We start from the raw sequence: 26,383 nt of genomic DNA on the forward strand, positions 1-26,383 counted from the left end.
GCTCGAGCCGGGCCGATCACTCCCGATAGACATTGCGGATCTCGAAGTCCGCCGGATGCGGCGCGGGCACCCGAATGAACCCCACCGTATCGACCTCGTCGATCCGCTCCCGCTCGATCCGACACTCGGGCCCGCACGCCAGCGTCTCGAGCCAGTGATAGCGCAGCACCACGTCCTGCCCGGGATCACTGCCGCTCACCAGGATGCGATTGGTCCCAGCCTCCACCCGCCCGCGCCCCTCGGCGATCAGGCTCACCGGCTCCTCGAAGCGATAGATTCGAAACACCGAGATCGTGGCAACCAGCTCGAGCACCGGGCTCTGATCCCACCACGGGGCCAGCGAAGCCGGCGTGGAGATGATCACGTAGCGAGCCCCGTACGTTCGCATGTACTGCCGCAGCTCCTCGGGCGAGGCGATCCCCTGCGGCCGCCGCCGAAAGAAGTTGGCCCAGCTATGGTCGAGGTTGCGCCAGATGAACCCGCCCAGGATCTGCGCGTCGGTCTTCCAGGTGAGCTGCTCGCCGATGTGCCAGCTCTCCACCAGGAACCGGGCGCTGCCGTCGTCATGCTCGCGTACCCAGGCCGCGAGCTCGTCGTGATCCCAGTCGCCATAGACGAAGTCGCCGTGGGGCCCGTAGCCGAGCCGGGTGTACCAGACCTGCTGACCATCGAGCAGCTTGGCCGGGGGAGGCAGCGAGCGCGCACAGAAGTACAGCACGTCGCGCGACAGGTGCTGCATCGCCGGCACCGCGAGCACGGCCGCCAGCGCCCACGCCGGTCGCGGCAGGCGCGACCACAGCCGCTCGCGGGTCGCCAGCTCCACCGCCGCCGCGGCCGGGATCACGGCCAGGAACCCGGTGGGCCCCACGTGGCGGTGCGGCTGGATGTTGGCGAAGAAGGTGTAGCCGCCCAGGTACGTGAGCAGCAGCAGCACCGACAGCCCCACCCCGAACGGCAGCGTGCGCGCGTCCCCGCGGCGCCACCACGCCACCACCCCCACGATCCCGCCCGTCAGGATCATCAGCCGAAAGCCGGTGCGGTTGCCCACCACGCCCTGGGCCGCAGGATCGCCCACCAGGCCAAAGACGTCCCATAGCAGCGAGTCGAGCCCGGTGTGCCCGAACAGCGACGAGTCGAGGATGTAGTGCCAAAACGAGAACGCGATCGCCAGCCACCAGGCATTGGCGAGCACGGTCACGCCGGCGATCGCCCACACGATGACGTGATCGCGCCGCGACATGCTCCGCGCGTGACGCAGGTAGAGCGCCGCCATCGGCCCCACCAGGATGAAGAAGGTGTAGGGATGCACCAGGTGCGCGAGCGCCATGCTCACCGCACACAGAATCGCGTGGACCGGGCGGCGCTCCTCGGTGAAGCGGTAGAACGCGGCCAGCGGCAGCAGGAACAGGTAGCCGGCGATCGCATAGGCGATCATCCCCACGAACCACTCCCAGTGGTTCCACGAGTCGAAGAACCAGTAGAGCACGGCAAGGCCCGCGGCGAGCAGCGAAGAGCCGCGCCGCAGCCCGAACAGCCGCGCCGACGCATACACCACCGGCGCCACCGCGAGGTGGGCCACCACCACGAACAGGTTGAACGCCAGTCCCTGCGGCACGCCGAGCACGGTCAGCGCGTGCGTGAACAGCTCCCAGCCCTTGTTGTCGGCGTCGAAGATCGTGCCGTTGGGATAGCCGGCCAGGTGCTGCACGTCGTAGACCCACGTGCGCCCCCAGCCGCGCAGGCCCTCGAGTACCCGCCACACCTGGGAGATGTGCGTGTCGAAGTCGAACCCCGCCTGCGGCGTGGGGGCCAGCAGCCGCTCGCCGCCGAAGTACCACAAGAGCGCCACCGGCCCGAGGAACACCGTCGCGTAGGCCGCGGCCCACGCCGCCACCCGCAGGATCCGGGCACGCGCGCGAGGGGGGGGCACCATCGGCTGGATGCTACTCTTGGGCGCTGGCGTTGTGCACCACGATCTGGCTGAACGGAATCTCGATCCCCGCGGCGTTCAGTTCCTCGTACACGGCCACGCGGACCTCGTGCAGCATGGGGATGTAGTCCTCGGGCTTGCACCACGGCATGACCTGGAAGTCGAGCGAGCTGGCTCCCAGCTCGACGAACGCGATGTACGGGGCGGGCTCCTTCAGCACCCGCGAGGACTTGCGAGCGGCTCGCTCGAGCACGGGCATCACGTCCTCGATCTTGGTGCCATAGGCCACCCCCACCGCAATGCGCCCGCGGCGCTTGCCCAGCTTGCTGTGATTGATGATCGCCCCCCCGGTCACGGCACCGTTGCCCAGGATGATCACGTCGTTGTCGAGGGTGCGAATCGTGGTGGCGAACAGCCCGATGTCCTCCACGAAGCCCTCGTGTCCATCCAGGGTCACGTAGTCGCCGATGGTGAGGGGACGAAAGAGCAGCACCATCACCCCGCTGGCGAAGTGAGCCAGGTTGCCCTGCAGGGCCAGGCCCACCGCGATGCCGGCCGAGCCGAGCAAGGCCACCAGGCTGGTGGTCTCGAGCCCGACCTTGGCCAGCGCCGTGATGACCGCGGCCGCGAGGATCAGGTACTGGACCAGCGACGACAGGAAGCGCGCGAGCGACTCGTCGATCTTGCGGCGGTGCATCAGCTGCAGCGCGAGCCGATAGCCCCACTTCGATGCCACCCAGCCGATCACGAAGATCAGCAGGGCCAGCGCCGTGCCCACCACCAGCGGCATGTAGGGCACGAGGGCGTCGGGGATCCAGGTCATTCCAGAGAATTCGCTCGGCGAGCTGGGGTCCATGGAGGGTTGATACCGGAGCAAGACGCATCCGACCACCCACGGGCCATCTTTTGCGGCCCCGAAAGAGACCTCGCCTCCCGGCCTTGCCGCCAGGCTCCGCCCGCTGCCGGTCCCGCACGACGCGTCAGCGGTGCTCAGAGCCGCTTGCTGACCTCGAACAGCTCAGGGACTCTGGCGTTCGCGCTCGTCGATCGCGCGTAGCTCCAAGGCGACCTCTCGGTCCTTTGGACGCGTGAGCGACTCCTTGACTGCGATCAGCTGGCGACGATCGATGACACGTACCGTGTGTCCCGCCAGGGTCATCTCCACGGCCGCCAGCTCGTGGTAGTCACCGATCGGCTCGACCCGAGGGAGCACGTCCAGGCGCCCCAACTCGGTCTCGATGAGCAACAAGCGAAACGTCATGAGTCGATCGAGGGGATCATCGAGCACCAGTAGATCAGGCCGGGTTGCATGGACCGGTCGATGCGGCCCGAGGGCCTGCAACAAGCGCTGAAGGTTCTCCTTGCTCAGTGGAGCCGAGATGTCGAGGTCGGACGTAACCCGCGAGGCACCATGTAGGATTGCCGCGACTCCCCCGATGACGATGAACTCCACCTTCGCATCGACGAGCGCGCGCACCAAGGCGGCATTGTCTTGAGGTCGTCTACGGCTCACCGGCGTGCGTCGTGGATGAGGTGCAGCATGGCGTCGAGCTGCATCAGCCGTTCATCGGGGGTGAGCGCGAGGTTGCGCTCGGTCAAGGTGACGTCGATGCCAGCGTCGATGGCGGCCTGCCATGCAGGGCCGCCCCGCATCCGTTGCTCGGCGGCCAAGGTCTCGAAGGTGAGCTCGGCAGGGTCCATGTGCCGGCACCAGAATAGCACCTTTGGTCTTGGGGGTGCAGGTGCCTCGAGCGCCGGGTTCGCATCGTGCGATCGGGCACTGCCTCAGAGCCGCTTGCTGACCTCGAACGCATCGCTCCCATACCCACGCCGCAGCAGCGCGCGCACCCACGGTCGCTGGTACCAGCCGCGTTCCACCAACGGATCCATCGCCTGCTGGATCGCCAGCCGAGCGACCGACCCTGGCCACAGGCCCGCCGCGTGCTCGAGCCGGTAGCGCCGCGCCACCATGCGATCGAACCCGCCGCGCACGAGCGCCCGGATCACCGTCCGCCCCGCCAGCCCTCCACTCCATAGCGCCTGGAAGATCCCCTCGCCCGCGAGCGGATCCACGGCCCACGCCGCGTCGCCGCACGCCAGCACCCCTGGCCCCGCGGGCGGCCACGGGCGCGCCATCAGGGGCAGCGCCCAGCTCCGAGCACGCCCCACCGCCCGCGACGACGCCAGCCGCTCGGGGTGCGCCGCCACGAAGCTCCGAAGCAGCTGCGGCAGCGTGCGACCGTGCGCCTTGAAGCGATCGGCCCGCTGATACACCCCCACGTTGCTGCGCCCCTCCACCGCGGGGAAGATCCACCCGTAGCCGCACGGAAGATCCTCCTCGAAGTAGTGCTCGTTGGTGCTGGCCGCGTCACCATGGGTCACGCCCTCGTGGTAGGCGGTGATCGCCACCGCCAGCTCGGGCCCGCGCCGATACGGCACGCCCAACGCCGCCCATGCCACCGAGCCCGGACCGTCGGCGGCCACCACCACGTCGGCCCGCACCGAGAGCCCCTCGGCCTCCGCCCCCACCACGCGCTCGCCGTCCGTGCTCAGCCGCCGCACCTTGACCCCCTGCCGCAGCTGCGCCCCCGCGGCCTCGAGCGCGCGCCGCAGCAGATCGTCGAGGTGCAGCCGCGGCACGATGAAGCCGGGCGCATCGCCGAAGCTGCGCCCCACCCGGCTGCCATCGGGAAACACCGCCACGCCGGCCGTGACCTCGGCGTGCGGCACGGTCCGCAGCGCATCCGGGCACCCCACCAGCGCATCGACCAGGATCGCGGCGCGGTTGGAGATCGCATCGCCGCAGGTCTTGGGTCGCGGGAACGTGGCGCGATCGAGCACCCCCACGCGCAGGCCGGCTCGCGCGGCCTCGATGCCCGCGGCGCAGCCGGCCGGACCGGCCCCGATCACGAGCACGTCGTAGCGAAGAGCGCTCACGGGAGCTCGCCGGGCAGCAGCTCGGTCGGGATGCAGCGGTAGATGAACGTGCCCAGCTCCGTGGTGAACCACCACTGCGGCACATCGGAGCTGGGCTCGTCGATCTCCCGCACGCGCGAGTAGATCGCCTGTGGGCCCAGCTCCAGACCGATCGAGGAGTCGGTCACGAGGATGCTGCCGTCGGGGAGGCGATCGCTGTCGCCCGCTATGGGTGACACGAAGTCCTCCGCCGCGTCCTCCCACACCTGGGTCACCTCCATGGCCCCGGTGTCGATCGCATAGCGCACGGCCCGAGAGGTCTCCATCGGGTCGGGCAGGCCCGGGTTGCCCAGCCCGTTGTCGTAGAGCAGCAGCGTGCCGTCGTCCTGCCACTCGGGGGAGTGCTGGTGGTACTGCCAGGTGCCCGCAGTCAGCGTGAAGTCGCCCTCCTCGCCAAGGCGCCACAACACGTCACCGGTGCCATGATCGACCTCGATGATCCAGTCCTGGTGCCGCATGGAGAACGTGATGGTGTCGGTGTCCTCGCGATGGACGATGCCGTTTCCGTGGGTCCAGTCCTTGCCGAATTCACCGGTCTCCGGGTCGAGGATGAGATCGTCGAAGCCATCGCGGCGGCGCAGCGGATCGAGGTGATCGAACGAGTCCCACTCCCACACCAGCTCGCCCTCGGGCGACAGCTCCACGATGAGATCGCCCGCCACGTGGGTGAGCCCGATGTCGGGATAGTCGATGTCGCGGAAGGTGAACGCCAGCGCCAGGAAGTTGCCGCTCGGCAGCTCGATGACGTCGTGGTGCAGCCCGGGCAGGCCGAGGTCGACCGAGGCGATCACCAGCTGCTCCACGCCCATCTCGTCGATCACGTACACGTTGAGGTCGCGCAGATAGAGCAGCGTGCCATCGGCGCGGAGCTTGGCGCCCGCGAACACCGACGTTGGCCCGATGAGCCCGTCGCTGCGCCCGAGGTGCCAGCGGGTCGTCCCCTCGGTGTCGAGCACGAAGATCGACGCAGGGGCCTCGGGGGTCAGCGCCAGCAGGTCGAACAGCACGTAGCCGCCGTAGCCGGTGCCGGTGCCCGGCCCGCCCGGCCCCTCGATGGTGAACGAAGGCCGAAACCCCGGCAGCGCGGTCTCGGTCGTCACCGTCAGCTCGCCCTCGGCCGTGCGCCCGTCGGGAGCCAGGGCGCTCCACGAGAGCGGGTGCTCGGTGTCGGGGGCCAGCCCGCGCACGCGCACCCAGGTCTGCTCCGGATCGGCCTCGATCACGGCGCTGCGAATGCCCGGGTCGGTCTCGTGCTCGATGGTCACCTCGAGCTGCGGCACCGAGAACGACAGGTCGATCACCATGGGCTGATTGGGATAGGTGTACGAGACGACCTCGAGCTCGAGCGGAGGCAGGTCGCCGCTGCTGCTGCTGCCGTCGGCCGTGGTGTCGACCCCCGGCCCGCTGCTCGACTCGTCGACCGCGACGGTCGTGCCCGTGGAGCCCTCGGCGCTCGCGCCCGTGGAGCTGCCATCGCCGTCCTGCACGGGCTGATCGTCGCCGCAGGCCGATGCCAACGAGAGCCCGAGCACGGCGAGAGAGGACGCGAGGGAAGAGCCAAGCAAGCGAGTCATGGAGCTGACTCTACAGCACCCCGCCCCGGGGGAGGCAGGGGCACGTCGTGCCGATAGGGCCCACGAACCACCGACAGCGCGCCGCCCTCCACCGTGAAGGTGTAGTAACGGCCATCCCAGGGGTTGAGCGGGCGCCGGCCGAAGTCGAGTGCCAGCTCGGCGGTGGTTGGGTCGCGCCCGTGCTCGGCCCGCAGACGCAACGCCCGTAGCGTGGCCAGCAGGGTGATCTGCGCGTCGACCAGCACCGCGACGCGATTGAGCCGATCGGCGACGATGCGCAGCCGCACCCCCGTGGGGGGATGCAGCCCGTCGAGCCGCACCACGGGCTCGGCCGCGGCCTGTATCGTCAGCCCCAGGGGCCGCCGGGTGCAGCCCTCGACCATCGCGTCGTAGGCATCCCTCCAGGCCCCCCACTCGGCCCGACCGAGCTTGCCGGGCCACGGCGATCTCCACGTGCGCATGGCGTGGTCGAGCCCGAAGCGCTTGGCCACCGCCTCGCGCTCGCGCTGGCCGAAGTGCACGCGAAAGCCGGTCATCGCCAGCGTGAGCAGGTCGTGGCGCATCGCACCGCAGATCGTCCCCACCTCGGAGCGCGTGGCCTCGACGCCCGCGATCAGGCGATCGAGGGTCGCGGGGCTCGGGGGGTGTCGATCGAGCAGCGCGGAGGTCGTGCGCAGCACGTCGGTGAGCGACAGCTGCTGCTCGAAGCCGAAGCCGCCCCAGTTCGCATGGAGCGCGAGCGCATCGAGCACGTGCGCCCAGCCCTCCTCGACCTGCCCCCGCGAGGCGAGCACCCGCGCCACGAGCACGTAGAGATTGCCGACCAGAGGCTGCGCGTCGAGGAAGTCGGGCTCGGCGTTGGGCACGACCCCATGGAAGTCCTGCAGCAGGCAGCGATAGTCGTCGCCCTCGCCCAGCATGGGGTGCTGCATCATGCGGTCGTGGAGGTTTGGGGGCGGCAGCGTGTCGTACTCGCGGATGCGGGCGCGCAGGTCCTGGCCCATGTAGACCATCTCGGCCAGCCGCTCGACCTTGGCGGCGCGCTCGGGGCATGGCCGCGCGACGAAGCCCCGCGGGCGGGCCCGCAGGCGCTCGTGGAATTCCTCGGCGATCGTGGCATCGGGGGTCACGCCACAGCCGAGCGCCGCCGCCAGGGTGAGCCCGACCGCGGCGATCCACCCGACCTTGGAGGCCCGTGGGCGATCGCCTGGCATCGGGCGCATGGCCCAACATCTACCACGCAGGCAAGAGGTGAGCGCGCTGCCCCCCGAGTACCCCGGATGGATGCTCCACTGGCAGGGACGCGATCGCGCGCCGCGCTGAGGGTGTTATCGACCGGCCCCTGGCGCGCTCGGGGGCTCGGATCCATAATCGTCCCATGACTTGGCTTGACCGATGGATGACCCGATGCATGGCCCGCACCGCCCCGGTGCTGCTGGTGCCCCTGCTCGCTTCCGGTTGTGGCGACGGGCCCACGGGGCCGGCCGATCTGGGCTCGAGCAGCGCTGACGATGGGCTCGAGACCACGACCGGCTCCGACGACACGGTTGGCGACGCGGGTGACGCCAACGACGACCAGGACGACGGCGTGGACGGGGGCAGCTCGGGCACGGGGATGGACAGCACCGGCGGCTTCGAGGACGACGGCTTCGGCATGGACGACGACATGCCGCTGGTGGTCAAGGTCCCCGACATCAAGGAGGGCCAGGTCGCGGTGGGCACCCTGGTGGAGCTGCAGAAGGTCCGCCTGATCACCCCCAAGGGCAGCGCCCCGCACGGCAGCCTGCTCGAGTTCTACGTGCAGGATCCCGAGGGTGGTGCCCGCTCCGGCATCCTGGTGCGCATCGACGGCTCGCTCTCCCTCGACCTGCAGCCCGGCGACGAGGCCACGATCCAGGGCGTGGTGCGTCGCGCCGACGGCATCCGCTACCTGCTCTGCGGCGCCGATGACATCGTGGTGACCTCGTGGCAGGGCGACCTGCCGCCCGCCGTGCTCGAGGTGGGCGAGCTCGTCGGCAACAGCCCCGTGATCATGGACTTCGAGGGCTCGCTGGTCCGCATCGAGGACGTCGACGTGACCGGTACCACCTCGATGGGTGATCCGCTGCTCGAAGGCGTGCTGGTCCTCGACGACCGCTTCGGCGAGGGCCTGCCGGTGCTGGGTCCGGGACAAGCGCTGGGCTCGGTGACGGGCGCGCTGATGATCACGCCGCAGGGGCTGGCGATCGGACCGCGCAGCGGCGACGACGTGACGCCGTAGGTCGCCTCCACGGGTCCCGGCAATTTGCGGAGCAGGAGGCCCAGGGGCGGCCGCACGATGGAATCGACGATGACCGACCGTTGGGTCTTCCTGGCTCTCCTCTTGGCGGGGGGATCGATCGCATGTGCGTCGGGCAAGGATGGGTCCACTGGGGAGTTCAGCGCCGGAGCGACGACCGAGTCGGCATCGGGCGGCTCCGACGCGACCTCGGCATCCACCGCGGGCACCGAAGCGAGCGACGGTGCTCAGGCCGATTGCCTCGCGGTCGACTGGGACGTACTCGTGGCGACGTGTCGTGCGGCAACGGATGAGATGGGTTGCGCTCCCGCGAGCTCGGACGTGGAAGCCCTTGCTTCCCGATTCGGAGGCCCTTGCTACGTTTGTGTGTGGGAAGACTGGGTGCCCACGACGATCGACGAGGCGGGAGCCTGCGTCTTCGGGGAGGTCGTGGCTTCCTGTGAACTCGACGCACTCGGTCCGGGGGGGATCGGCTGTTTGTCGGCCCCCGCCGAGTGCACCGGTGGCCAGAAGATGATCTTTCGGGAGGGGACGGATGGCGTCGAGATCCTCGTCGCGCCACTCTGTTCGTTTCCCCCGGATGTCGACGCATGCTTTGCTCATCCCGAGGGTGAACCCATGGCGCCAGAGTGCGCGTGCGGCTGCGACCCCTCGTTCCCTGGCATCTGATCATGATCGCTCTTCCATGAGCTCGTCCGCTCGTGGTCTCATTGGGCGCATGGGCCTGAAGTCCTCGATCGAGAAGCTCGCCCGCTTCATCACTCCGGTGTCGGCGACGACGGACCTCGACGTGGCGGCCAATCGCGAGCACCTACGCAGCGGCGACCCTTCGCGCATGCGCGACGGCCTGCGCTTCCTCGCCGAGATCGGACCGGCGGCCCGCGACGCGCGACCCGAGATCGAGGGGTTGCTCGAGCACGCCGATCCGGAGATGGCGGCGCTGGCAACCCGAGCCCTCGCCGCTCTCGATCTCGCGTGACCCGACGAATGCAATGAGCGGGAGGCCCCAACGGACCTCCCGCTCTCCTCGTGACCAAGCCGCTCGCGCTACTCCTCGAGGTGCCTGGCCAGGTGCCCTTCCCTCGGATTGCCCACCTGCTGCGCCGTGATCATCGCCTCTCGCAGCTGCGCGCTGATGTCCGACAGCGCCCCCGGCGAGTGCGGCATGAGGATCGTGTTGGTCACCGAGCTCGCCCCCACGTCCTTGAGGGTGTCGAAGTACTGCGTCATGAGCACCAGGTTCATCACGTCCTGAGGCGAGGCCCCGGGGATGCTCTTTTGGAACTCGTCGACCGACTCGCGCAGGCCGTCGACGATGGCCCGGCGCTGATCCGCGATGCCGCGCCCGGCGAGAGCCTTGGCGTCGGCGTCGGCTTCGGCCGCCTTGACCTTGAGGATCTTGTCCGCCTCGCCCTTCTCGGCCGCGGCCTGGCGCAGGCGCTGCGCCGCATTGATCTCGTTCATCGCCGCCTTGACCCGCGCGTCGGGCTCGATGTCGGTGACCAGGGCCTTGACGATGCCGTAGCCGAAGTCACCCATCACCAGGGCCAGCTCGTTCTTGACCGCGTCGGCGATGTCGTCCTTCTTGCGGAACACGTCGTCGATGTCGATGTTGGGGACCCGCGCCCGCACCACGTCGAACACGAAGCTGCGGATCTGCGAGGCGGCGTCCTCGAGCCGGTAGAACGCCTGGTAGGCCGCCTCGGGGATGATGAAGTACTGCACCGAGACCACCACGTGCACGAATACGTCGTCCTGGGTCTTGGTCTCCACCTGGACATCGAGCTGCTGCACCCTGAGGTTGGGGCGACCCGCCACCCGCTCGATGAAGGGGATCTTGACGTTCAGGCCGGGGTGCGCGATGCGGACGAACTTCCCGAAGCGCTCCACCACGCCCAGCCGCTGCTGTGCCACCACGAACAAACACTGCGCCAACGTCAGCAAGCCGAACACCGACGCCACCGCGCCCACTACGATGTACATCTCTTCGTTCACGGCGGAATCGTACCAGGACCTCGTGCCGCTATTTCCGGCCCCGGGCCGGCTCCGGGCCGGCCCCGGCCGGTGGTCACGGGCAGAACGACCGCAGCCCCCGGTCGAGCTCGCGCTCGACCTCCGGGTCGGGCTCGTGCAGAGCCGCGTGCACGTGGGCATACGCCAGCGGATACGGCATTCCGGCCGTGTCGTGGATGACGGTGAGCGCCTCGGCCAGCCGGCCTTCTCGGGTGAGCAGCAGCACGCGCGTCATGGCGCCCGCACCCATGCTGGAGAGCGAGACGGCCTCGAGGGCGGCGAGGTCCTGCCAGGCCAGCTCCCGCTCTCCCGCGCGGTGGGTGGCCTCGGCCAGCGCGGGCCACAGGCCGAGCGCCTCGAAGTGATCGCCCAGGGCCCGTAGCTCGGTCCGGGCTCGCTCGCGCAGCTGCGTCGCATCCTGGGGCTGGCCCGCCTCGTGGAGCGCACGGGCCATCGCCACCATGGGGCCGATGCGCCGCGAGGGGCGGGACTCGGGGCCGGGCTCGGGCTTGGGGTCGGAGTCGGGCGGGGCCTCGGGCATCGCGGCCACGGCATCGCGCAGCACCGCAGCCGCTTGCTCGGCGCGCTCCTGGCGGAGGAGCGTGCGGGCGATCTCCAGACGCAGCAGCACCGAATCGAGCGTGGAGCGATCGGCCAGCGACAAAGCCTCCTCGAGCTCGCCCGCCGCCGCCAGGGCGGCGGCTCGCTCGACTCGCTCTCCCAGGCCGCTCGCGTCGACCGTGGCGGCGAGCAAGGCTCGCGCCCGCTCCACGTCACCCAGCTCGGCGTAGCATCGTGCCAGTGCCGCCTGGGCCTCGGGATCGTCCTCGACCAGCGTCTGCGCCAGCGCGTGGTCGCCCAGTCGCGCGGCCACGCCCGCCGCCTGCCCGCGGAAGTCGGAGCGCTCGAAGCCGAAGTCGGAGGGCTCGGGCGGTGGCAGATCCCGCGAAGCCACCAGCGTGACCCGCGCTGCCTCGGGGTGCCCCAGCCGCACCAGCCCATCCGCCGCGATCGCCAGCAACCGCGAGCGTGCCACCCCGGGTGACAGCGCCGTAGAGGTGTCGGCCAGCCCTTGCAGGTAGCCGCGCGCGACCTCGGGCGGGGCTTGCTCGCGATAGAGCTCGGCCAGCGCCTCGGCCTGGCGCAGCTGCACGAGCTGCCGCCCCAGCTCCTCCACCGTCATCTTGGCCAGGCAGCGCGAGCGATCGACGGCAGCGGCGGGAGCCTCGGGCGGTGAGGGCACGGGTCGAGCCCGCGGGGGATCGGACGCATGGCTGGGGTACGCCACGGGCCGTGCCTCGGGAGCGTCGCCATCGTCCGTGACCGCGACGATCAGCGCCAGCCCAGCCGCGAGTGTCAGCGGGGCCACAACGGGAATCAGCCTGCGCGCATCCATGCCGAGCGCGATGGTGACACGACCCCCAGAGGATGCGCACTTCATTCGGGCCACTCGCGATCTCAGCCGATGCGCCCCTGCGAAATTCGGGGATGACGAGGCCACGGCGCTCCCGAGTCGTGGCTCCTCGCCCAGCTCGACCAGATGCACCGCTGGTGCCAGGACGGGTGATCATGAGCGTCGCAGCACCAGGGTAGCCGTCGAGACTCCACCGACGCGCACCGCACCATGGCCTAGACGTCTCATCCGATCCGGCCTAGACTGCCCACCCGAAGCACGCGCTGGAATCTCGGCTTCGACCGGAGGAGGTAGCCCATGCAAACCTTGACCGACTACGAGCTTCGAGATCCGATCCACGAGAGCCGGCGAACGATCGTCTATCGCGGTCGGCGACGCAGCGATGATCGTGCGGTGATCGTCAAGACGCATCGCGCCGATCGGCCGCAGCCGGCCGCGATCGCCCGGCTACGCCACGAGTACGGGGTCGGGGTGGCGCTGTCGGGACCGAGCATCATCGAGTACCTGGCCGTGGAGGCACAGGGGCACTCGGTGGCGGTGGTGACCGAGGACTTCGGCGGCGTGGACCTGCGCGCGCTGATGCCGTCGCTGCGCGGCGACCTCGAGGCGTTCCTGGCGATGGCATTGCAGCTCACCGAGGCGCTGGCGCTCGTCCACGAGCGCGGGGTCGCCCACCGCGACCTCAAGCCGGCCAACGTCGTGGTCAACCCCGAGACGGGGGTCGTCAAGCTCATCGACTTCGGGCTGGCCTCGAACATCGTCCGCGAGCGCCGTGATCCGACGAGCCCGGCGACCATGGTGGGGACGCTCGCCTACATGTCGCCCGAGCAGACGGGGCGCACGAACCGACCCATCGACCACCGCACCGACTTCTACTCGCTGGGGATCACGTTCTACGAGGTGCTGTGCGGCCAGCCGCCGTTCACCAGCAGCGACCCGCTGGAGCTCATTCACAGCCACATCGCCAAGCAGGTGGTGCCGCCGCACCAGCTCGACGGCCGCATCCCGGTCGTGCTGTCGGAGGTGGTCGGCAAGCTGCTGGCCAAGAACGCCGAGGATCGATACCAGACGGCGCGGGGGCTGCAGGCGGATCTGCTGCGGTGCCAGCAAGCGCTGCGGGGCGCGGGGCCGAGCGAGACCTTCGTGCTGGGGGCGCACGACCGCGCCCAGACGCTGCAGCTCAGCCAGCGCATGTACGGGCGTGGGCCGCAGCGCGAGCGGCTGCTCGCAGCATTCGAGCGGGTGGCGGCGGGCAGCCGCGAGCTGGCGCTGGTGCGAGGATCGGCGGGGATCGGCAAGTCGTCGCTGGTGGCCGAGGTGCACCGGCCGATGACGAGGGCGCGCGGGTACGTCATCCGGGGCAAGTGCGATCCGCTCCAGCGCAACACGCCGTACACATCGCTGATCGAGGCGTTTCGCTCGCTGCTGCGCGAGCTGTTGACCGAGAGCGAGACGCGGCTCGTACGCTGGCGCGAGCGGCTGGACGAGGCGCTGGGGGCCAATGCACCGATCCTGGCCGAGGTGCTGCCGGAGCTGCGGCTGTTCCTGGGCGAGCAGCCCATGCCGACCGAGGTCGGCCCCGCGGAGGCGCGGCGACGCTTCGATCGCACGTTCCTGCGACTGGTGGGGGCGTTCGCGCATCGCGAGCATCCGCTGGTGGTGATCCTGGACGATCTGCAGTGGGTCGACAGCGCTACGCTGCGAATCCTGAGCCAGGTGCTCGGCAACCATGATTGCGCGCACCTGCTGGTGGTCGGCGCGTACCGGAGCGAAGAGGTCGACGCCGCACACCCGCTGGTGACCACCATGGTTGGCCTGCGAGAGGCCGGGGTCCGCAGCGACGAGCTCGAGCTCGGCGAGCTCGAGCTCTCCGACGTGACCGCATGGGTCGCCGACACGCTGGGATGCACGACCGACGCCGCGTACCCGCTGGCCGCGCTGGTGCATGGCAAGACCGGGGGCAACCCGTTCTTCATCGGCGAGCTCTTGCACGCGCTCCACGACGGTGGCCTGCTCACGCTGGACACCGAGGGGTGGACCTGGGACCTCGCGGCCATCGAGGCGCACGGCGTCTCCACCAGCGTGGTGGCGCTGCTCGTCGACAAGGTGCGGCTCTTGCCGGACGCCACCCAGCAAATCCTGCGGATCGCGGCCTGCATGGGCAATGTGTTCTCGCTGGGCCTGCTGTGCCAGGTGCTCGACCGGCCGCTCGACGGGGTGGCCCATGGTCTGCAGGAGGCCGTGGGTGCCGGCTTGGTCCAGCCGCTCGACGATCTCTACCAGCAGGCCAACCTGGGCATGAGCGGCGGCGAGGCGGCCTGTTATCGCTTCACGCACGACCGGATCCAGGAGGCGGCCTACTCGCTGCTGCCGGCGCCCGAGCGTCCAGCCGTGCACTGGCGGGTGGGTCAGCTCTTGCTCGAGCGTACGCCGCCGGCCGAGCGCGAGGCGCATGTGTTCGAGATCGTCAACCAGCTCGTCCACACGGTGGCGCTCGAGCGGCCGCCAGCCGAGCGCGTCGAGCTGGCGCGCCTCGACCTGCTGGCGGGCGAGCGGGCGGCCGCCGCGGCCGCTCACGAGCAGGCGCTGGTGTACCTGCGGCGTGGGATCGAGCTGCTCGGCGACGATGCATTCGACTCGGAGCTCACGCTGGCCTTGCAGCTCCACATCGGTGCGTGCGGGTCGGCGCAGCTGAGCGGTGAGCTCGACGCGATGGACCGCTTCGCGGAGGTCGCCCTGGCCAAGGCCCCCTCGGCGCTCGACCGGGTGCCGATCCACGAGATCCGGATTCGGGCCCACTGCGCGCAGGGGCACCTGCTGGAGGCCCTGGCCCTGGGTAGGGAGGTCCTGGCCTCGTTCGGCATCCACCTCCCCAAGGAGGCCGGTCTGCCCGAGTTCCAGCAGGAGATGGAGGCACTGGTGGCCAAGCTCGCCGGGCGCGAGACCGACGAGCTGGCGAAGCGGCCGCCCATGGAGGACGCGGCCATGCGGGCCATGATGCGCGTGCTGGTGTCGATCTCGGCGGCCACCTTCACGACCACGCCCATGCTCTATCCCGCGATCACCCGGAGGCTGATCGAGCTGACGCTCGAGCACGGCAACGCGCCCGAGTCGGCGGTCGGCTACGTCCAGTACGGCATGCTGTGCTGCTCGGTCCTCGGCGACTATCAGGCCGGCCAGCGCTACGTCGATCTCGCCGAGACGATCGTCGATCGCCTCGCCGCCCGATGGATCCTGCCCCGCGTGGTCGTCCTGGCGGCGCTGATCCGCCCGTGGGCCGGACCCCTCCAGGCCACCTGCGAGCAGCTCCGCGACTGCTACCGCGAGGGCATGGACAACGGCGATCCCGAGTGGGCCGGGCACTGCATCCAGATCTACGGCCAATACACCCTGTTCGGGAGCTTCGAGCTCGGGCCGCTGCTCGAGGAGGTGAACGCCTACGTGGACGCCCTGGATCGAGCAGGGCAGCAGTCGTCCGTCATCTGGATGAAGACCTATCTGCAGATGACGCACAACCTCTTGGGGCACGCGCAAGCACCCACCCGGCTGCGAGGCGAGGCGTACGACGAGCTCGAGATGATCCCGATCCACGAGGCGCATGGCGACCTCGTGTCGCTGCTCCACGTCAATCTCGCCACGACGATCCTCTCGTACCTGTTCCGCGACTACGAGCGTGGGCTCGACTACGCCGGCCGTACCGAGGCCTTCATGCCGGCCGCGGCGGGTCAGATCTTCGTGCCGCTCTATCACTTCTACGACTCGCTCGTGCGGCTGGCCGTCGTCGTCGACGGGGCCCCTGACTCGCAGCGGGAGGAGCTGCTCACGCGGGTGGAGGCCAACCAGGCCAAGCTCGAGGTGTGGGCCCGGAGCGCCCCGTCCAACTACGCCCACAAGTGGACGCTGGTCGAGGCCGAGCGCCACCGGGTGGCGGGGCGCCTGGCCGAGGCGATCGACGCCTACGACGAAGCCATCGCCCTGGCGACCCGGCACGGCTACATCAACGAGGCCGCGCTCGCCAACGAACGGGCCGCGGAGCTGTGGCGGGCCCGCGGCCATGCCACCTTCGCCCGGAGCTACGCCAGCGCCGCGCACTACGACTACGCGCGCTGGGGCGCTCGGGCCAAGCTCGCCGATCTCGAGGCGCGCTACCCCGAGCTCACACGCGTCGACAGCGGGCCGTCGGAATCCTCGAGCATGGGAAGCGAGCCGCTCAGCGACAGCGAGTGGCTCGACATGGGCTCGGTGTTCAAGGCCACCCGCATCATCTCCGAGGAGATGGACCTGCAGAGCGCGGTGACCAAGCTGATGACGATCGTCATCGAGAACGCGGGCGCGCGCCGCGGCCTGCTCCTGCTGGAGGAGGCAGGGGCGCTGCAGATCCAGGCCGCGGGCAGCGTGGCCGACGACGCCGTGGTGGTGGAGCACCCGCCCAGCGAGCAGTCGGGCGCCGTGGGATCGTTCCTGTCGGAGGCGATCGTGCGCTTCGTGTCGCGCACCCGCGAGCCGGTCGTGCTGCACGATGCCCCCCGCGAGGGGCCCTTCACCCGCGATCCCCACGTGCTGCGCACCGGGGTGCGCTCGGTGCTGTGCATGCCGTTCTCCACCCCCACCATGGACCAGCGCGCCGCGACGGGTGTGCTGTACCTCGAGAACGCCGATGCCGTCGGGGCGTTCACCCACGACCGGGTGCACGTGCTCAAGCTCATCACCGCCCAGGCCGCCATCTCGCTCGAGAACGCCCGACTCTACGGCGACCTCAAGTCGATCAACGCTCGCCTCGAGGAGCTGGTGGAGGAGCGCACCCGGGAGCTGCGACAGGCCCAGCAGGCCCTGATTCGGGCCTCGCGCAAGGCGGGTCAGGCCGAGGTCGCCGAGAACCTGCTCCACAACGCGGGCAACACCCTGAACCGCCTCACCGTGGCGATGGGCGCGCTGCAAGGCGCCGTCGAGCTGCCCGCGGCGAGGGTGCTGCGCCAGGCCGTGGCCCGCATCGGCACGCCCGACCACGAGCTCTTGAGCCAGGCGCGTGGTCCGCTCCTGCTCAAGCTGCTCACGTCGATCAGCAAGCAGCTCGACGGCGACAAGGACCACCTGTCGGAGCTGGCGAACGGCATGAGCACGCAATTCGACGAGTTCGTGCAGGTGCTCAAGCAGCACGACCAGCTGGTCGAGGCGAGCATGGTGCTCGAGTCGTTCCCGCTCGGTCCGCTGCTCGACGATGCGATCGCGAGTGCGGACACGGCAGCGCAGCCGGGCCTCGCGCTGGTGCGGCGGTATGGCCCCGATCCCGTCGTCCACTCCGACCGCTATCGCCTCGAGCGGCTCGTGGTGGGGCTCCTGCGCGACCTCCACGAGCGTGCGGACGGGACGGAGGCCACGCTCACCGTCGATAGCCAGCGGATCGAAGGGCGGGTCCAGATCACCGTGGGCCTGGGAGAGCTCTCCTCCAAGGACCGGGAGCTCGACGTCGAGTCCTTCCGGCAGCGTCGTTTTTCCCACCCCGAGGCCCCCACACTGCACGACTGTGCAATTGCGGCAGGCAGCCTCGGGGCGGTGCTCGCGGCATTCGTGGGCCGGTCCCGTCGGGACGCCCACTTCGTGCTCACGCTCGACGTCCAGCAGCCCGATCGGACCGCGTGACGGGCAGGTCGGCTCGACCCTGAGAGAGGGCTCCGATTCGAACCGTCCCATGGAGGGCCATCTCCATGCGTGGGGCCGACGTCACCGCTATCATGACGAAGATCGAATCGAGAGCCCATGGACCACCAGCCGATCGACATCTTCGATCCCTCGATGCGCGAGGATCCATTTCCCACCTACCACCGCATGCGCAGCGACCGACCGGTGTGTCGAGTGGAGCCCGGGGGATTCTTTGCACTCACGCGGTACGACGACATCACGGCGGCGTTCCGCGACACCGCGACCTACTCGTCCGCGGCCTTCCGCTTCGTGCTGGCGCCCGAGTGGGTCGGCCGCAACCCCGCCGCCGACTCGCTCATCGTCCTCGACCCACCCACCCACACCCGGCAGCGCTCGCTGGTCTCGCGGGCCTTCGTCGCCTCGGTCCTCCACGCCCTCCAGCCGTTCATCGAGGCGCTCATGGGCGAGATCCTCGAAGACGTGGAGCGCGACGCCGGCGAGCCCGTCGACATCGTCGGTCGCGTGGGACTCCCGCTGGCGGGTCGGGTGATCGCCAAGATCCTCGGGCTCGATCCGACGCTCGTACCGAAGTTCGGGCAGTGGGTGGGCAACATCTCGAAGATCACTCCGATCGTCCCCCCGCCGGAGGCCGTGGCCGAGACCAAGCGGCTTCTCGCGGAGCAGGAGCAGTACCTGGCCTCGGTGGTCGACGACCGGCTCGCCGCTCCGCGCCGCGACGACCTGCCCAGCGTGCTCTGCCACGCCGTGGTCGACGGCGAGCGCTTGTCGCGAGAAGAGCTCATCTCGTTCTTGTTCATCTTGCTGGGCGCCGGGTTCGAGACCACCGTCCACCTGGTGTCCAAGTCGGCGCTGCTCCTGGCCGATCGGCCCGACCTCCACCAGGCGCTGCGGGACGACCCCTCGCGCGTGGGCGACTTCGTGGAGGAGATGCTGCGCTACGACGGTCCCACCCACTCGCTGATGCGGACCACCACCCGCGACGTGACGCTCCACGGAACCACGATCCCCGCCGGCAGCGTGGTCGCGCTGGTCATGGCCGCGGGCAACCGGGACCCCTCACGCTTCTCCGATCCCGACACCTTCGACCTCGACCGCAAGCCCACCGGGGTGCTCGCCTTCGGCCACGGCATCCACGTGTGCATCGGCGCCGCGCTGGCCCGCATGGAGGGAGCGCTCGCGCTGCGGGCGCTGACCCAACGCTTCCGGCGGTTCGAGCGAGTGCCCGCCGGAGTCGAGTGGAATTACATGATCCACGTCCGTGGGCTCGACCGGCTGATGCTGCGGCTGCACGCTTGATACCCGCCGTCGATGGCCCCCGTTCGGTGCCGGCACCGGCTCGACCGCCATCACTCCGAGGCAGGTTGGCGACTGGCGGGTCTCGCCGTCCGCGCAAGCCTTGCTGCGCCCCCTCGGCGTCGCCCCTACCGAGCCCGTCCGCTCCAGATCGCGCCGCAGGGGCTTCCCGTCGCAATCTGGACACGACACCGCTGGGTCCACGCACCATGGGTCTAGACTGCCCCGCGCTCGGCGCCCCGAGCGACCCATGCCCGCCTCCCTCCCCCTGCGGACCCGCCTCGCCTATGGCGCCCCCAACCTGGGTCTCGCGCTCGTGGGGATCCCCATCCTCGTGTACCTGCCGCGCTTCTACAGCGACGTGGTGGGGATCTCGGTGGCCTGGCTGGGCGTGGTGTTCGTGGCCGGCCGGGTGATCGACGCCGTCACCGATCCCCTGGTGGGAGTGCTCTCCGACCGCAGCCGCTCGATCCACGGACGCCGCCGCCCCTGGATCCTGTGGGGCTGCCTTCCGCTGGCGCTCCTCTCGGTGGCGCTCTACGTGCCGCCCAAGGGCCTCTCCGACACCATGGCCGCGGCCCTCGCCAGCCTGGTGATCCTGGGCTGGTTCCTGGCCTACACCGCGGTCAACGTGCCCTACCGGGCACTGGGCCCCGAGCTGAGCGACGACTACGACGAGCGCACCGCACTGTTCTCGATCCGCGAGGGCTCCCTCGTGGTGGGCACCTTGATCGCGGCCGTGGGGCCAGGAGCGATCGGCCTGGCCCTCGGGCTCGACGGCGGCCTCGAGGTCGTCGACGATGCGGCCGAGCGACGACGCTTCGCGATCTACGGTGCGATCGCGGCCCCGGCCCTGGTGCTGACGTGCCTGCTGTGCGTACGGCGGGTCCAGGAGCGCTTCGGGGGCCGATCTGGCGATGCACCGGACCCGATCCCCGCCGCGCCTCCGCCCTCGCCCTCGGCCGTGCGCCAGCAGCTGCGCGACGCCTTCTCCAATCGCCCCTTCGTGATCCTGCTGCTCGCGTTCGTGGTCATCGCCATCGGGAGCAGCCTGCCCACGGTGCTCATCAGCTACTTCCTGGCCTACTGGCTCGGCGCCTCGCACCTGCTGCCCCTGTTCCTGCTCGTCTACCTCGGGGTGGGCCTCTGCTGCCTTCCCGGCTGGGTGTGGCTGTCGCGACGCCGCGGCAAGAAGGTCACCTGGCTGGCGGCGATGGCCGTCAACGCGGGATTCTTCGGGTTCGTCAGCCTGCTCGGACCCGGCCAGGTGCTCGAGTACGGGATCCTGGTCGCGTTCTCGGGCATCGGAGGCGTCGCGGTGCTGGCCATGCCCTATGCCATGCAAGCCGACGTGATCGACCACGACGAGCTGCGCACGGGCGAGCGGCGCGAGGGCCTGTACGGCGGGCTGTGGTCGATCGCCGAGAAGTCGGCGGCGGGCCTCGGCCTCGGCCTCTCCATGCTCACGCTCGACGCGGTGGGATATCGACCCAACCAAGCCCAGTCGCCGCTGGTGCTCGACGTGCTGCGAGTGCTCTACATCGGGGTGCCCTGCATCTGCACCGCGATCGGCTTTTGGATCGCACGAAAGTATCCGCTCGATCGCGAGGCCCACCAGGCAATCGCCGCCGAGCTGACGCGCAGCGGCTCGTCAGACACCCGATGAGCCCACCTGCTCGTACGCATCGAGCAGGCCCCGCGGGCTGCCCGGATCGCACAGCACCTTGCCCGGCGGCGCCTTGGCGGGGCGCAGCTGCCCCGGGCCGAGCACGTAGGCCACCACGCCCTCGGGCGGAGAGATCCGGCGCAGGTCCATGCGGCCGAAGCGAAGCGGGACCGCCCGGCTCGGAGCGTGCGGCTCCGGCCCCTGCAGCCGCGCCGTGATCCACTCGAGGATCGCAGCGGCGTCGTTGCGGTCGGTGTCGAGCAGCAACGCGGGCACCTCCTCGTCGAGCGCCCAGCCCTCGCCCGCTCCGTCGGGCCCGGTCTCGAGCACCAGCGACCGTGACACCAGCGGACGCCGCGATTGCAGCAGCTCGGCCAGCTGTCGCTTCACCGCATCCTGGCCCTCGTGGGCCTGCAGCGCTTCTTCGATGGCATCGCTCCGCAGCGAGAAGCCCAGTCGGTGGAGCGCCAGCACCCCGAAGATCTGCGGGAGCTGCCTGGCGTAGGCCTCTTGCACGAGCTCGCTCCAGAGCGCCACCGAGCGCTCCGGTCCGGGCTCGGAGTGCGCGTGCATGCGCCAGCGCCAGAGCGTCCCACGTGGCCACTTCTTCAGCTCGGCCAGCGGATCGAGCACGCTGCCGCGATCGTCGGGCTCCCACGGCTGGGTGAAGCGCAAGAGCCAGTCGTCGAGCCACGCCTGGCGCAGCGGCCCGACCCGAGCGGTCAGCGGGCCACGGCTCTTGAGCCGCGCCTCGAGGGTCGCGGCGTCGGCCGCCTCGACCAGGTCGTCGAGATCCTCGAGCTGCAGGTGCCGACCCAGGCGCTCGACCGTCTCCCGTGGGATCCGCACCGTGCCGTGCGCCAGCAAGCCCACCGCCTCGAGGGCCTCGGCGTGGGTCTGCTGGAAGCTGGCCGCCAGCGCGCGCGCCAGGAATGCCACCGACAGCACGTCGGACTCGCGCTGCACGATGGACGCGGACGACGGCGACGGCTCGGAGAACAGCACCTCGATCACCGCCGGCAGCCCCCCCACCTGCTCCACGCAGGGCACCGTCGCCAGCTGCTGCAGACGGTGCTCGATGTCGAGCTCTTGCACGATGGCTGGTCGCTCGAGCCACTTGTGACTCTCGCGATCGAGCAGCGGGCCCTGGTGCGCGTGGGCTTCCACCGTGCGCTTGAGCGCGTCCTCGCTGGGGGACGTGCTCGCGAGCCCTGCGGGCGGGCACTGCACCCCCAGATAGGCCCGCGTGCGGGCGTCGTCGGGAGCGGTGGCGCACGACCACGACAGTGCGGCGAGCTGCTCGAGCAAGGTATCGAGCGCTCGCGCCACGTGACCGGCAAAGTCTCGATCGCCCGTGGCCTCGCGGACCTCGCGGTAGACGTCGAGGCGGGTGAGGCCACAGCGCTCCTCGTTGCCGCGCCAGCTCCGCCAGGGGCGATAGAGCACCTCCTTGGCCAGCTGCAGGCGCCGGGGATCGTTGCAGGTCTCCGCCGCCAGCTCGGCCATGGCCCACTCGGTGACCAGGGCGAAGCGCAAGCGCAGGCGGATCGCGGAGTCTTGCAAGAAGCCCTCGGGATCGTCGTCGATGCGAGCGTAGAGCCCCTCGCGCAGGGCCTGCTCGAGCTCGCGATGCAGCCGCAGCGTGTGGTGCTCGGCGCGCAAGAGCAGGATGTGACGCACCACCGCCACCGCCTCTCGCTGCATGCCTTCCTCGGCCTCCTGCTCGGCCAGGAACGTCTGCAGGTAGCCGTGCAGCGCGGCCGTGGTCTGGAACAGGTAGAGGCGATCCCAGAACAGGCTGGAGCCGACGGAGGCCCCCTCGTCGTGCTCCTCGCTCGTGGCCGCCCCTTCGTGGTTGGTGAGGAAGCAAAAGAAGCTCTGCTCGGTGACCTGGGTCTTGAGGTTGTTGACCAGATACGTGACCAGCTCGGGATCGACCTTGTCGAGCTCGTCGACCACGAACACCGGGTGCAGGCCCACCTGCCGCAGGCCCTGTAGGAGTCGCGGCAGGCGATGGATGAGGGACTCGACGTCGGCCTTGAGCACGTACTCGCGCTCGTCTTGCTGGCTCTGCCTGCGGGCGAAGCGACTGCTGAACGTGAGCGAGGCCCCCACGCCCGCCGTGATGAGCGGCCCCAGGATTCCCGCCGTGATCCAGCTGCCCTCGAGCGCCAGGCCCCCGGCGACGGCAGCCCCGGCGATGACCGCGGTCGAGGTCTTGAGCAGATCGGCGGGCTGGACGGTGCTCTTGCGCTCGCGCTCGGCCTCGACGGCATCCGACCCCCCGCGCTTGTCCTCGACCTTGGAGACCACCGCGAGGCGAGCCTCTGCGAGGTCTTGCAGCACCGCGACCTCGGCCGCACCACGGTGGGTGGCCTCGCGGGAGAATGCACCGCGCTTGCCCCAACCCAGGCGCTCCCAGTAGGCCATCAGATCGGCCACCGTCGGTCCACGGCGCATCTCGTGGCGCAGCTGGAGGAACAGCTCGAGGTCGTCCTCGCGGGTGGCCAGGGCCGGGCCCGAGGCGCGCTCGACCCGGAGCCGAATCGTACGCTCGATCTCCGAGAGCACCGACTCGAACAGGCTCACCGCCATGTCTCGCAGCAGCTGCAACACCGGCGGATAGCGGGAGTGTGCGGCGATGTCCTCGCGCGCGCCCTCGGGCGGAGGATCGCGCACGGGGGCGAGGTTGGGGCCGTACAAGCGAACCAGCAGCGGGCGATGGCCGAGGTACGACGAGTCGTCGGCGAGGCACTCCGCGTAGAGCGACTGCACCACCCACTCCACCGTGGTGGTCTTGCCCGAGCCGCGGTCGGCCGCGAGCAGATAGGACGATCCGGTCACCTCGCGCCGCACGTAGCGCTCGAGCGCCCGCGCCAGCTGCCCACGCGCCGCCGAGTCGGCGTAGTACACGGGCCTCCCCGAGCGGCGAGGAGAGCGGCCGAGGACCGCCGCGAGCCCGGCGTCGGTCCACGGGCGTGGGCCCGGTCCGATCTTGCTCGACCACGGCTTGGACGAGTGACGGCCGGAGCCGCGGGAGGTCGAGGACGTCGCGCTCATGGATCGGGGCAGCCGTTGGCGTCGTCGATCCCGTCGACGTCCTCGGGGTGGAGCGGGCACTCGTCCTTGGCGTCGAGGATCCCGTCACCGTCGTTGTCGGGGTCGGGGCAGCCGTCCCGATCCTCGTAGCCATCGAAGTCCTCGAGCGCAGCCGGGCACTGGTCGTCGTCGTCGAGCACGCCATCGGCGTCGTGGTCTCGGAAGGTGGTGCGCTCGGGCAGGCGCTGCAGCACCGTCACCCCGATGCCGATCGCCGACGCCCCCACCAGGGTCAGGGCGAACGCAGGCGTGACCTGCCATCCCCCCAGCCCGTGGCCGAAGCCACCCCAGCGCTCCTGGATCCCGATGCCCTCACCGGTGGCGACCTTGCGCAGCGCGAGGATCCACGCCGCCGCACCGAGGAGCACGAAGATGATGGCGACCAGGGAGCCCAGGGGGTCGGCGGCAAAGTCCACGGCAGTCTCGGATCTTGCCAGGGAACGGGCTCCGGGAGCAACGCGTGGTTGGGGCGTTGGCACCAACGCAACCCTTCGAAACGCCCGAGGGCCGAGCACTCACGCCCGGCCCTCCGCGTTCTTGGCCTTTCCATGGTTGGCTTGGGCCACGTCTGGGGCCCTCGGAGCCCCGGCCATCCCGACGCTACCGCTTGCGCGAGGGGGTGCTGCTGCGGCTCGGCGACGAGCTACGCGAGGGAGCGCTGCGGCTCGGCGACGGTGACGAACGGCTCGGCGACGAGCTCCTCGATGGCGTCGAACGACTCGGCGACGGCGTCGAACGGCTCGGCGAGTAGCTCCGCGACGGCGTGGTCCGGCTCGGCGACGGCGACGTTCGGCTCGGCGTCGAGCGGCTCGGCGACGGCGACGTTCGGCTCGGCATCGAGCGGCTCGGCGATGGCGACGTTCGGCTCGGCGTCGAGCGGCTCGGCGATGGCGACGTGCGGCTCGGCGTCGAGCGGCTCGGCGACGGCGACGTGCGGCTTGGCGTCGAGCGGCTCGGTGCGCTCCAGCTCGGCACGGTCGCCGAGGAGCTCCGCGACGGCGACGTCGTCCGCGTGGGCGCCGAGCGGCTGGGCGTCGACCGGCTGGGCGTGGCCACCGGTTGACCCCAGCTCGGCGCGCGGGCGGGGGCCGTGCGCGGCGGCGCGCGGAAGGTCGTGTCGGGCGAAGCCTGGAAGGTCACGGGCGTCCGCGCGGGCCGAGAGGGCGGATCGATCACGGTGACCTTCTGGCCCCCGGCGGTCGTGTACTCGTTGCGCCCGCGCGATGGTGCGGGCCCCCGCGCCGGTCGACCATCGGCCACTGCGGGCTCGCGCTGCGTCGGTCCGGGCTCCCGCGCCGGTCGACCATCGGCCACTGCGGGCTCGCGCTGCGTCGGTCCGGGCTCCCGCGCCGGTCGACCATCGACCTCGGGCCGCGTCCGCGCGGGCTCTCGGGTCGCCCCCGCGTCATCCTCGGGGCGACCGCGCGAGGGAGGGGCATCCTCATCATTGGCCGGCTCGGGACGCGTCCGCGATGGAGCGCCGGGCTCGTCGGCACCGGGCTCACCGGCGCCTGCACCCGCTCCATTGGGCTTGCGGGTGGGATCGTTCCGGCTGGGGCTCGCATCGGCAACCTTGGTGCGCTCGGGCCCCTTGTCGGGCTCGACGGCACCACCCGCGCTGGGGCTGCCTCCCGTGGGCTTGCCCGGGCTCGGACGGCTGCCCCGATCACCGTCGGGGTTGGCGTGCTGCTCGTAGTGGTGATGGTGGTGGTGATGGACGTCGACCACCGGCAGCCCATAGGCGTGATAGCCCCATACCCCGACGCCACCCCAGTACCAGCCGGCGCCATAGTAGCCCACGCCCCAGTAGTAGGGCGAGTAGGGGTAGTAGCCGTTCCAACAAGCCACCAGCGGTGCGGGCGGGCCCCAATAGTAGACCCACGCGCCCCAGTAGTCGCTATAGTACACGAAGTCGCCGTTGATGTTGTAGTACCAGCGGCCGGACCACCAAACCTGGGGATAGGTGTCGATGGGCTCGGGGTAGGTGTGCACGTAGGTCACCACGGTGACCTGGGTGCCGTCGGTCAGGGACTCGTAGCCCACCACGCCGTCTTCACCGGGCTGCTCGACCACCTGCTGTACATAGACACCGTCGTAGGCGCCGGGCTCGGCGATCACGGTGCGCGGCGCCGCTTCGGGATAGGCCGACCCGTACACATCGCTCCCATTTCGAGCGTTGCGTCCGGCACAGCCCATCGCCGCGCTCGCACTCACGGCCAAGACGGCCGCCATCCACCACCTGCTCAGTCCAAGCTTCAACCCCGGCACAGAAGGCAGTGTTCACTGCGGCCCGAACCGCAGCAAGCCGTAGATCCCCCGGGAGCCCTCGCATCGCGCACGAGGCGCGGGCGGGGGCATCCCCTCGTCGGACCCGCGCAGAGGGGGCTGCGACCGCGTCTGGAGCACCCACCGGGCGAGGGCATGGGGGAAGCCCCCGGGCCCCGAGAATTCGAATCCAAGCATGTGAGCTGGCGATCGA

At 70.4% G+C, this 26,383-nt stretch carries 18 protein-coding genes; 7 read left to right on the top strand and 11 right to left on the bottom strand.

From position 1 onward, the window contains the following. Positions 1-16 precede the first annotated feature (16 nt). The 7 genes from OEB96_RS44915 to OEB96_RS44945 form a co-directional block, all read right to left on the bottom strand. Complete coding sequence (locus OEB96_RS44915) at positions 17-1,933, bottom strand: glycosyltransferase family protein (protein WP_266223162.1); 1,917 nt, start codon at positions 1,931-1,933, stop codon at positions 17-19. 10 nt (positions 1,934-1,943) lie between these two features. Continuing rightward, a complete protein-coding gene (locus OEB96_RS44920; protein WP_266223163.1) occupies positions 1,944-2,786 on the bottom strand; it encodes a mechanosensitive ion channel family protein in 843 nt (280 codons plus the stop codon). A 162-nt stretch (positions 2,787-2,948) separates the two neighbouring features. Next, positions 2,949-3,407, bottom strand: a complete 459-nt coding sequence (locus OEB96_RS44925) for a hypothetical protein (RefSeq protein WP_266223164.1) — start codon at positions 3,405-3,407, stop codon at positions 2,949-2,951. 32 nt (positions 3,408-3,439) lie between these two features. Then, complete coding sequence (locus tag OEB96_RS44930) at positions 3,440-3,631, bottom strand: hypothetical protein (RefSeq protein ID WP_266223165.1); 192 nt, start codon at positions 3,629-3,631, stop codon at positions 3,440-3,442. Between the two features lie 84 nt (positions 3,632-3,715). Further along, complete coding sequence (locus OEB96_RS44935) at positions 3,716-4,867, bottom strand: NAD(P)/FAD-dependent oxidoreductase (protein ID WP_266223166.1); 1,152 nt, start codon at positions 4,865-4,867, stop codon at positions 3,716-3,718. Then, a complete protein-coding gene (locus tag OEB96_RS44940) occupies positions 4,864-6,480 on the bottom strand; it encodes an aryl-sulfate sulfotransferase (RefSeq protein WP_266223167.1) in 1,617 nt (538 codons plus the stop codon). The genes OEB96_RS44935 and OEB96_RS44940 overlap by 4 nt, the downstream gene beginning before the upstream one ends. After that, complete coding sequence (locus OEB96_RS44945) at positions 6,477-7,703, bottom strand: hypothetical protein (RefSeq protein WP_266223168.1); 1,227 nt, start codon at positions 7,701-7,703, stop codon at positions 6,477-6,479. The genes OEB96_RS44940 and OEB96_RS44945 overlap by 4 nt, the downstream gene beginning before the upstream one ends. A gap of 188 nt (positions 7,704-7,891) precedes the next feature. On the opposite strand from OEB96_RS44945, the gene OEB96_RS44950 reads away from it, so the two are divergent. Beyond that, a complete protein-coding gene (locus OEB96_RS44950) occupies positions 7,892-8,740 on the top strand; it encodes a hypothetical protein (protein WP_266223169.1) in 849 nt (282 codons plus the stop codon). Positions 8,741-9,443: 703 nt separating this feature from the next. Further along, complete coding sequence (locus OEB96_RS44955) at positions 9,444-9,737, top strand: hypothetical protein (protein WP_266223170.1); 294 nt, start codon at positions 9,444-9,446, stop codon at positions 9,735-9,737. Positions 9,738-9,805: 68 nt separating this feature from the next. Here OEB96_RS44955 and OEB96_RS44960 read toward each other — a convergent pair whose 3' ends face one another. Together OEB96_RS44960 and OEB96_RS44965 are read right to left on the bottom strand one after the other, a co-directional pair. Then, entirely contained in the window at positions 9,806-10,753 is a 948-nt protein-coding gene (locus OEB96_RS44960) for an SPFH domain-containing protein (protein WP_266223171.1), read from the bottom strand. Between the two features lie 73 nt (positions 10,754-10,826). Next, complete coding sequence (locus tag OEB96_RS44965; RefSeq protein WP_266223172.1) at positions 10,827-12,167, bottom strand: hypothetical protein; 1,341 nt, start codon at positions 12,165-12,167, stop codon at positions 10,827-10,829. A 315-nt stretch (positions 12,168-12,482) separates the two neighbouring features. Between OEB96_RS44965 and OEB96_RS44970 the strand changes: the two genes are divergently transcribed. The 3 genes from OEB96_RS44970 to OEB96_RS44980 all read left to right on the top strand — a co-directional run bounded on the left by OEB96_RS44970 (position 12,483) and on the right by OEB96_RS44980 (position 20,805). Then, positions 12,483-17,825: an AAA family ATPase gene (locus tag OEB96_RS44970; protein ID WP_266223173.1), complete on the top strand. Its 5,343-nt coding sequence runs from the start codon at positions 12,483-12,485 to the stop codon at positions 17,823-17,825. Between the two features lie 117 nt (positions 17,826-17,942). Next, positions 17,943-19,142, top strand: coding sequence for a cytochrome P450 (locus tag OEB96_RS44975; protein ID WP_266223174.1), 1,200 nt, complete (start codon positions 17,943-17,945; stop codon positions 19,140-19,142). Between the two features lie 247 nt (positions 19,143-19,389). Beyond that, positions 19,390-20,805 carry an MFS transporter gene (locus tag OEB96_RS44980; RefSeq protein ID WP_266223175.1) on the top strand — a complete coding sequence of 472 codons (1,416 nt, stop codon included), beginning with the start codon at positions 19,390-19,392 and terminating at the stop codon, positions 20,803-20,805. Here the strand turns inward: OEB96_RS44980 and OEB96_RS44985 are convergent. Beyond that, positions 20,791-23,865, bottom strand: coding sequence for a hypothetical protein (locus OEB96_RS44985; RefSeq protein ID WP_266223176.1), 3,075 nt, complete (start codon positions 23,863-23,865; stop codon positions 20,791-20,793). The two genes, OEB96_RS44980 and OEB96_RS44985, sit on opposite strands and share 15 nt — an antisense overlap. Continuing rightward, on the bottom strand, positions 23,862-24,320 hold the full coding sequence (locus OEB96_RS46500; protein WP_323137506.1) for a hypothetical protein: 459 nt from the start codon (positions 24,318-24,320) through the stop codon (positions 23,862-23,864). Before OEB96_RS46500 ends, OEB96_RS44985 begins: the two co-directional genes overlap by 4 nt. 191 nt (positions 24,321-24,511) lie before the next feature. On the opposite strand from OEB96_RS46500, the gene OEB96_RS44995 reads away from it, so the two are divergent. Together OEB96_RS44995 and OEB96_RS45000 are read left to right on the top strand one after the other, a co-directional pair. Further along, a complete protein-coding gene (locus OEB96_RS44995; RefSeq protein ID WP_266223177.1) occupies positions 24,512-24,655 on the top strand; it encodes a hypothetical protein in 144 nt (47 codons plus the stop codon). 12 nt (positions 24,656-24,667) lie between these two features. After that, positions 24,668-24,967, top strand: a complete 300-nt coding sequence (locus OEB96_RS45000; protein WP_266223178.1) for a hypothetical protein — start codon at positions 24,668-24,670, stop codon at positions 24,965-24,967. The last annotated feature ends 1,416 nt before the right edge of the window (positions 24,968-26,383 follow it).

This window comes from Paraliomyxa miuraensis (assembly GCF_026337845.1).
GTDB lineage: Bacteria > Myxococcota_A > Polyangia > Nannocystales > Nannocystaceae > Paraliomyxa > Paraliomyxa miuraensis.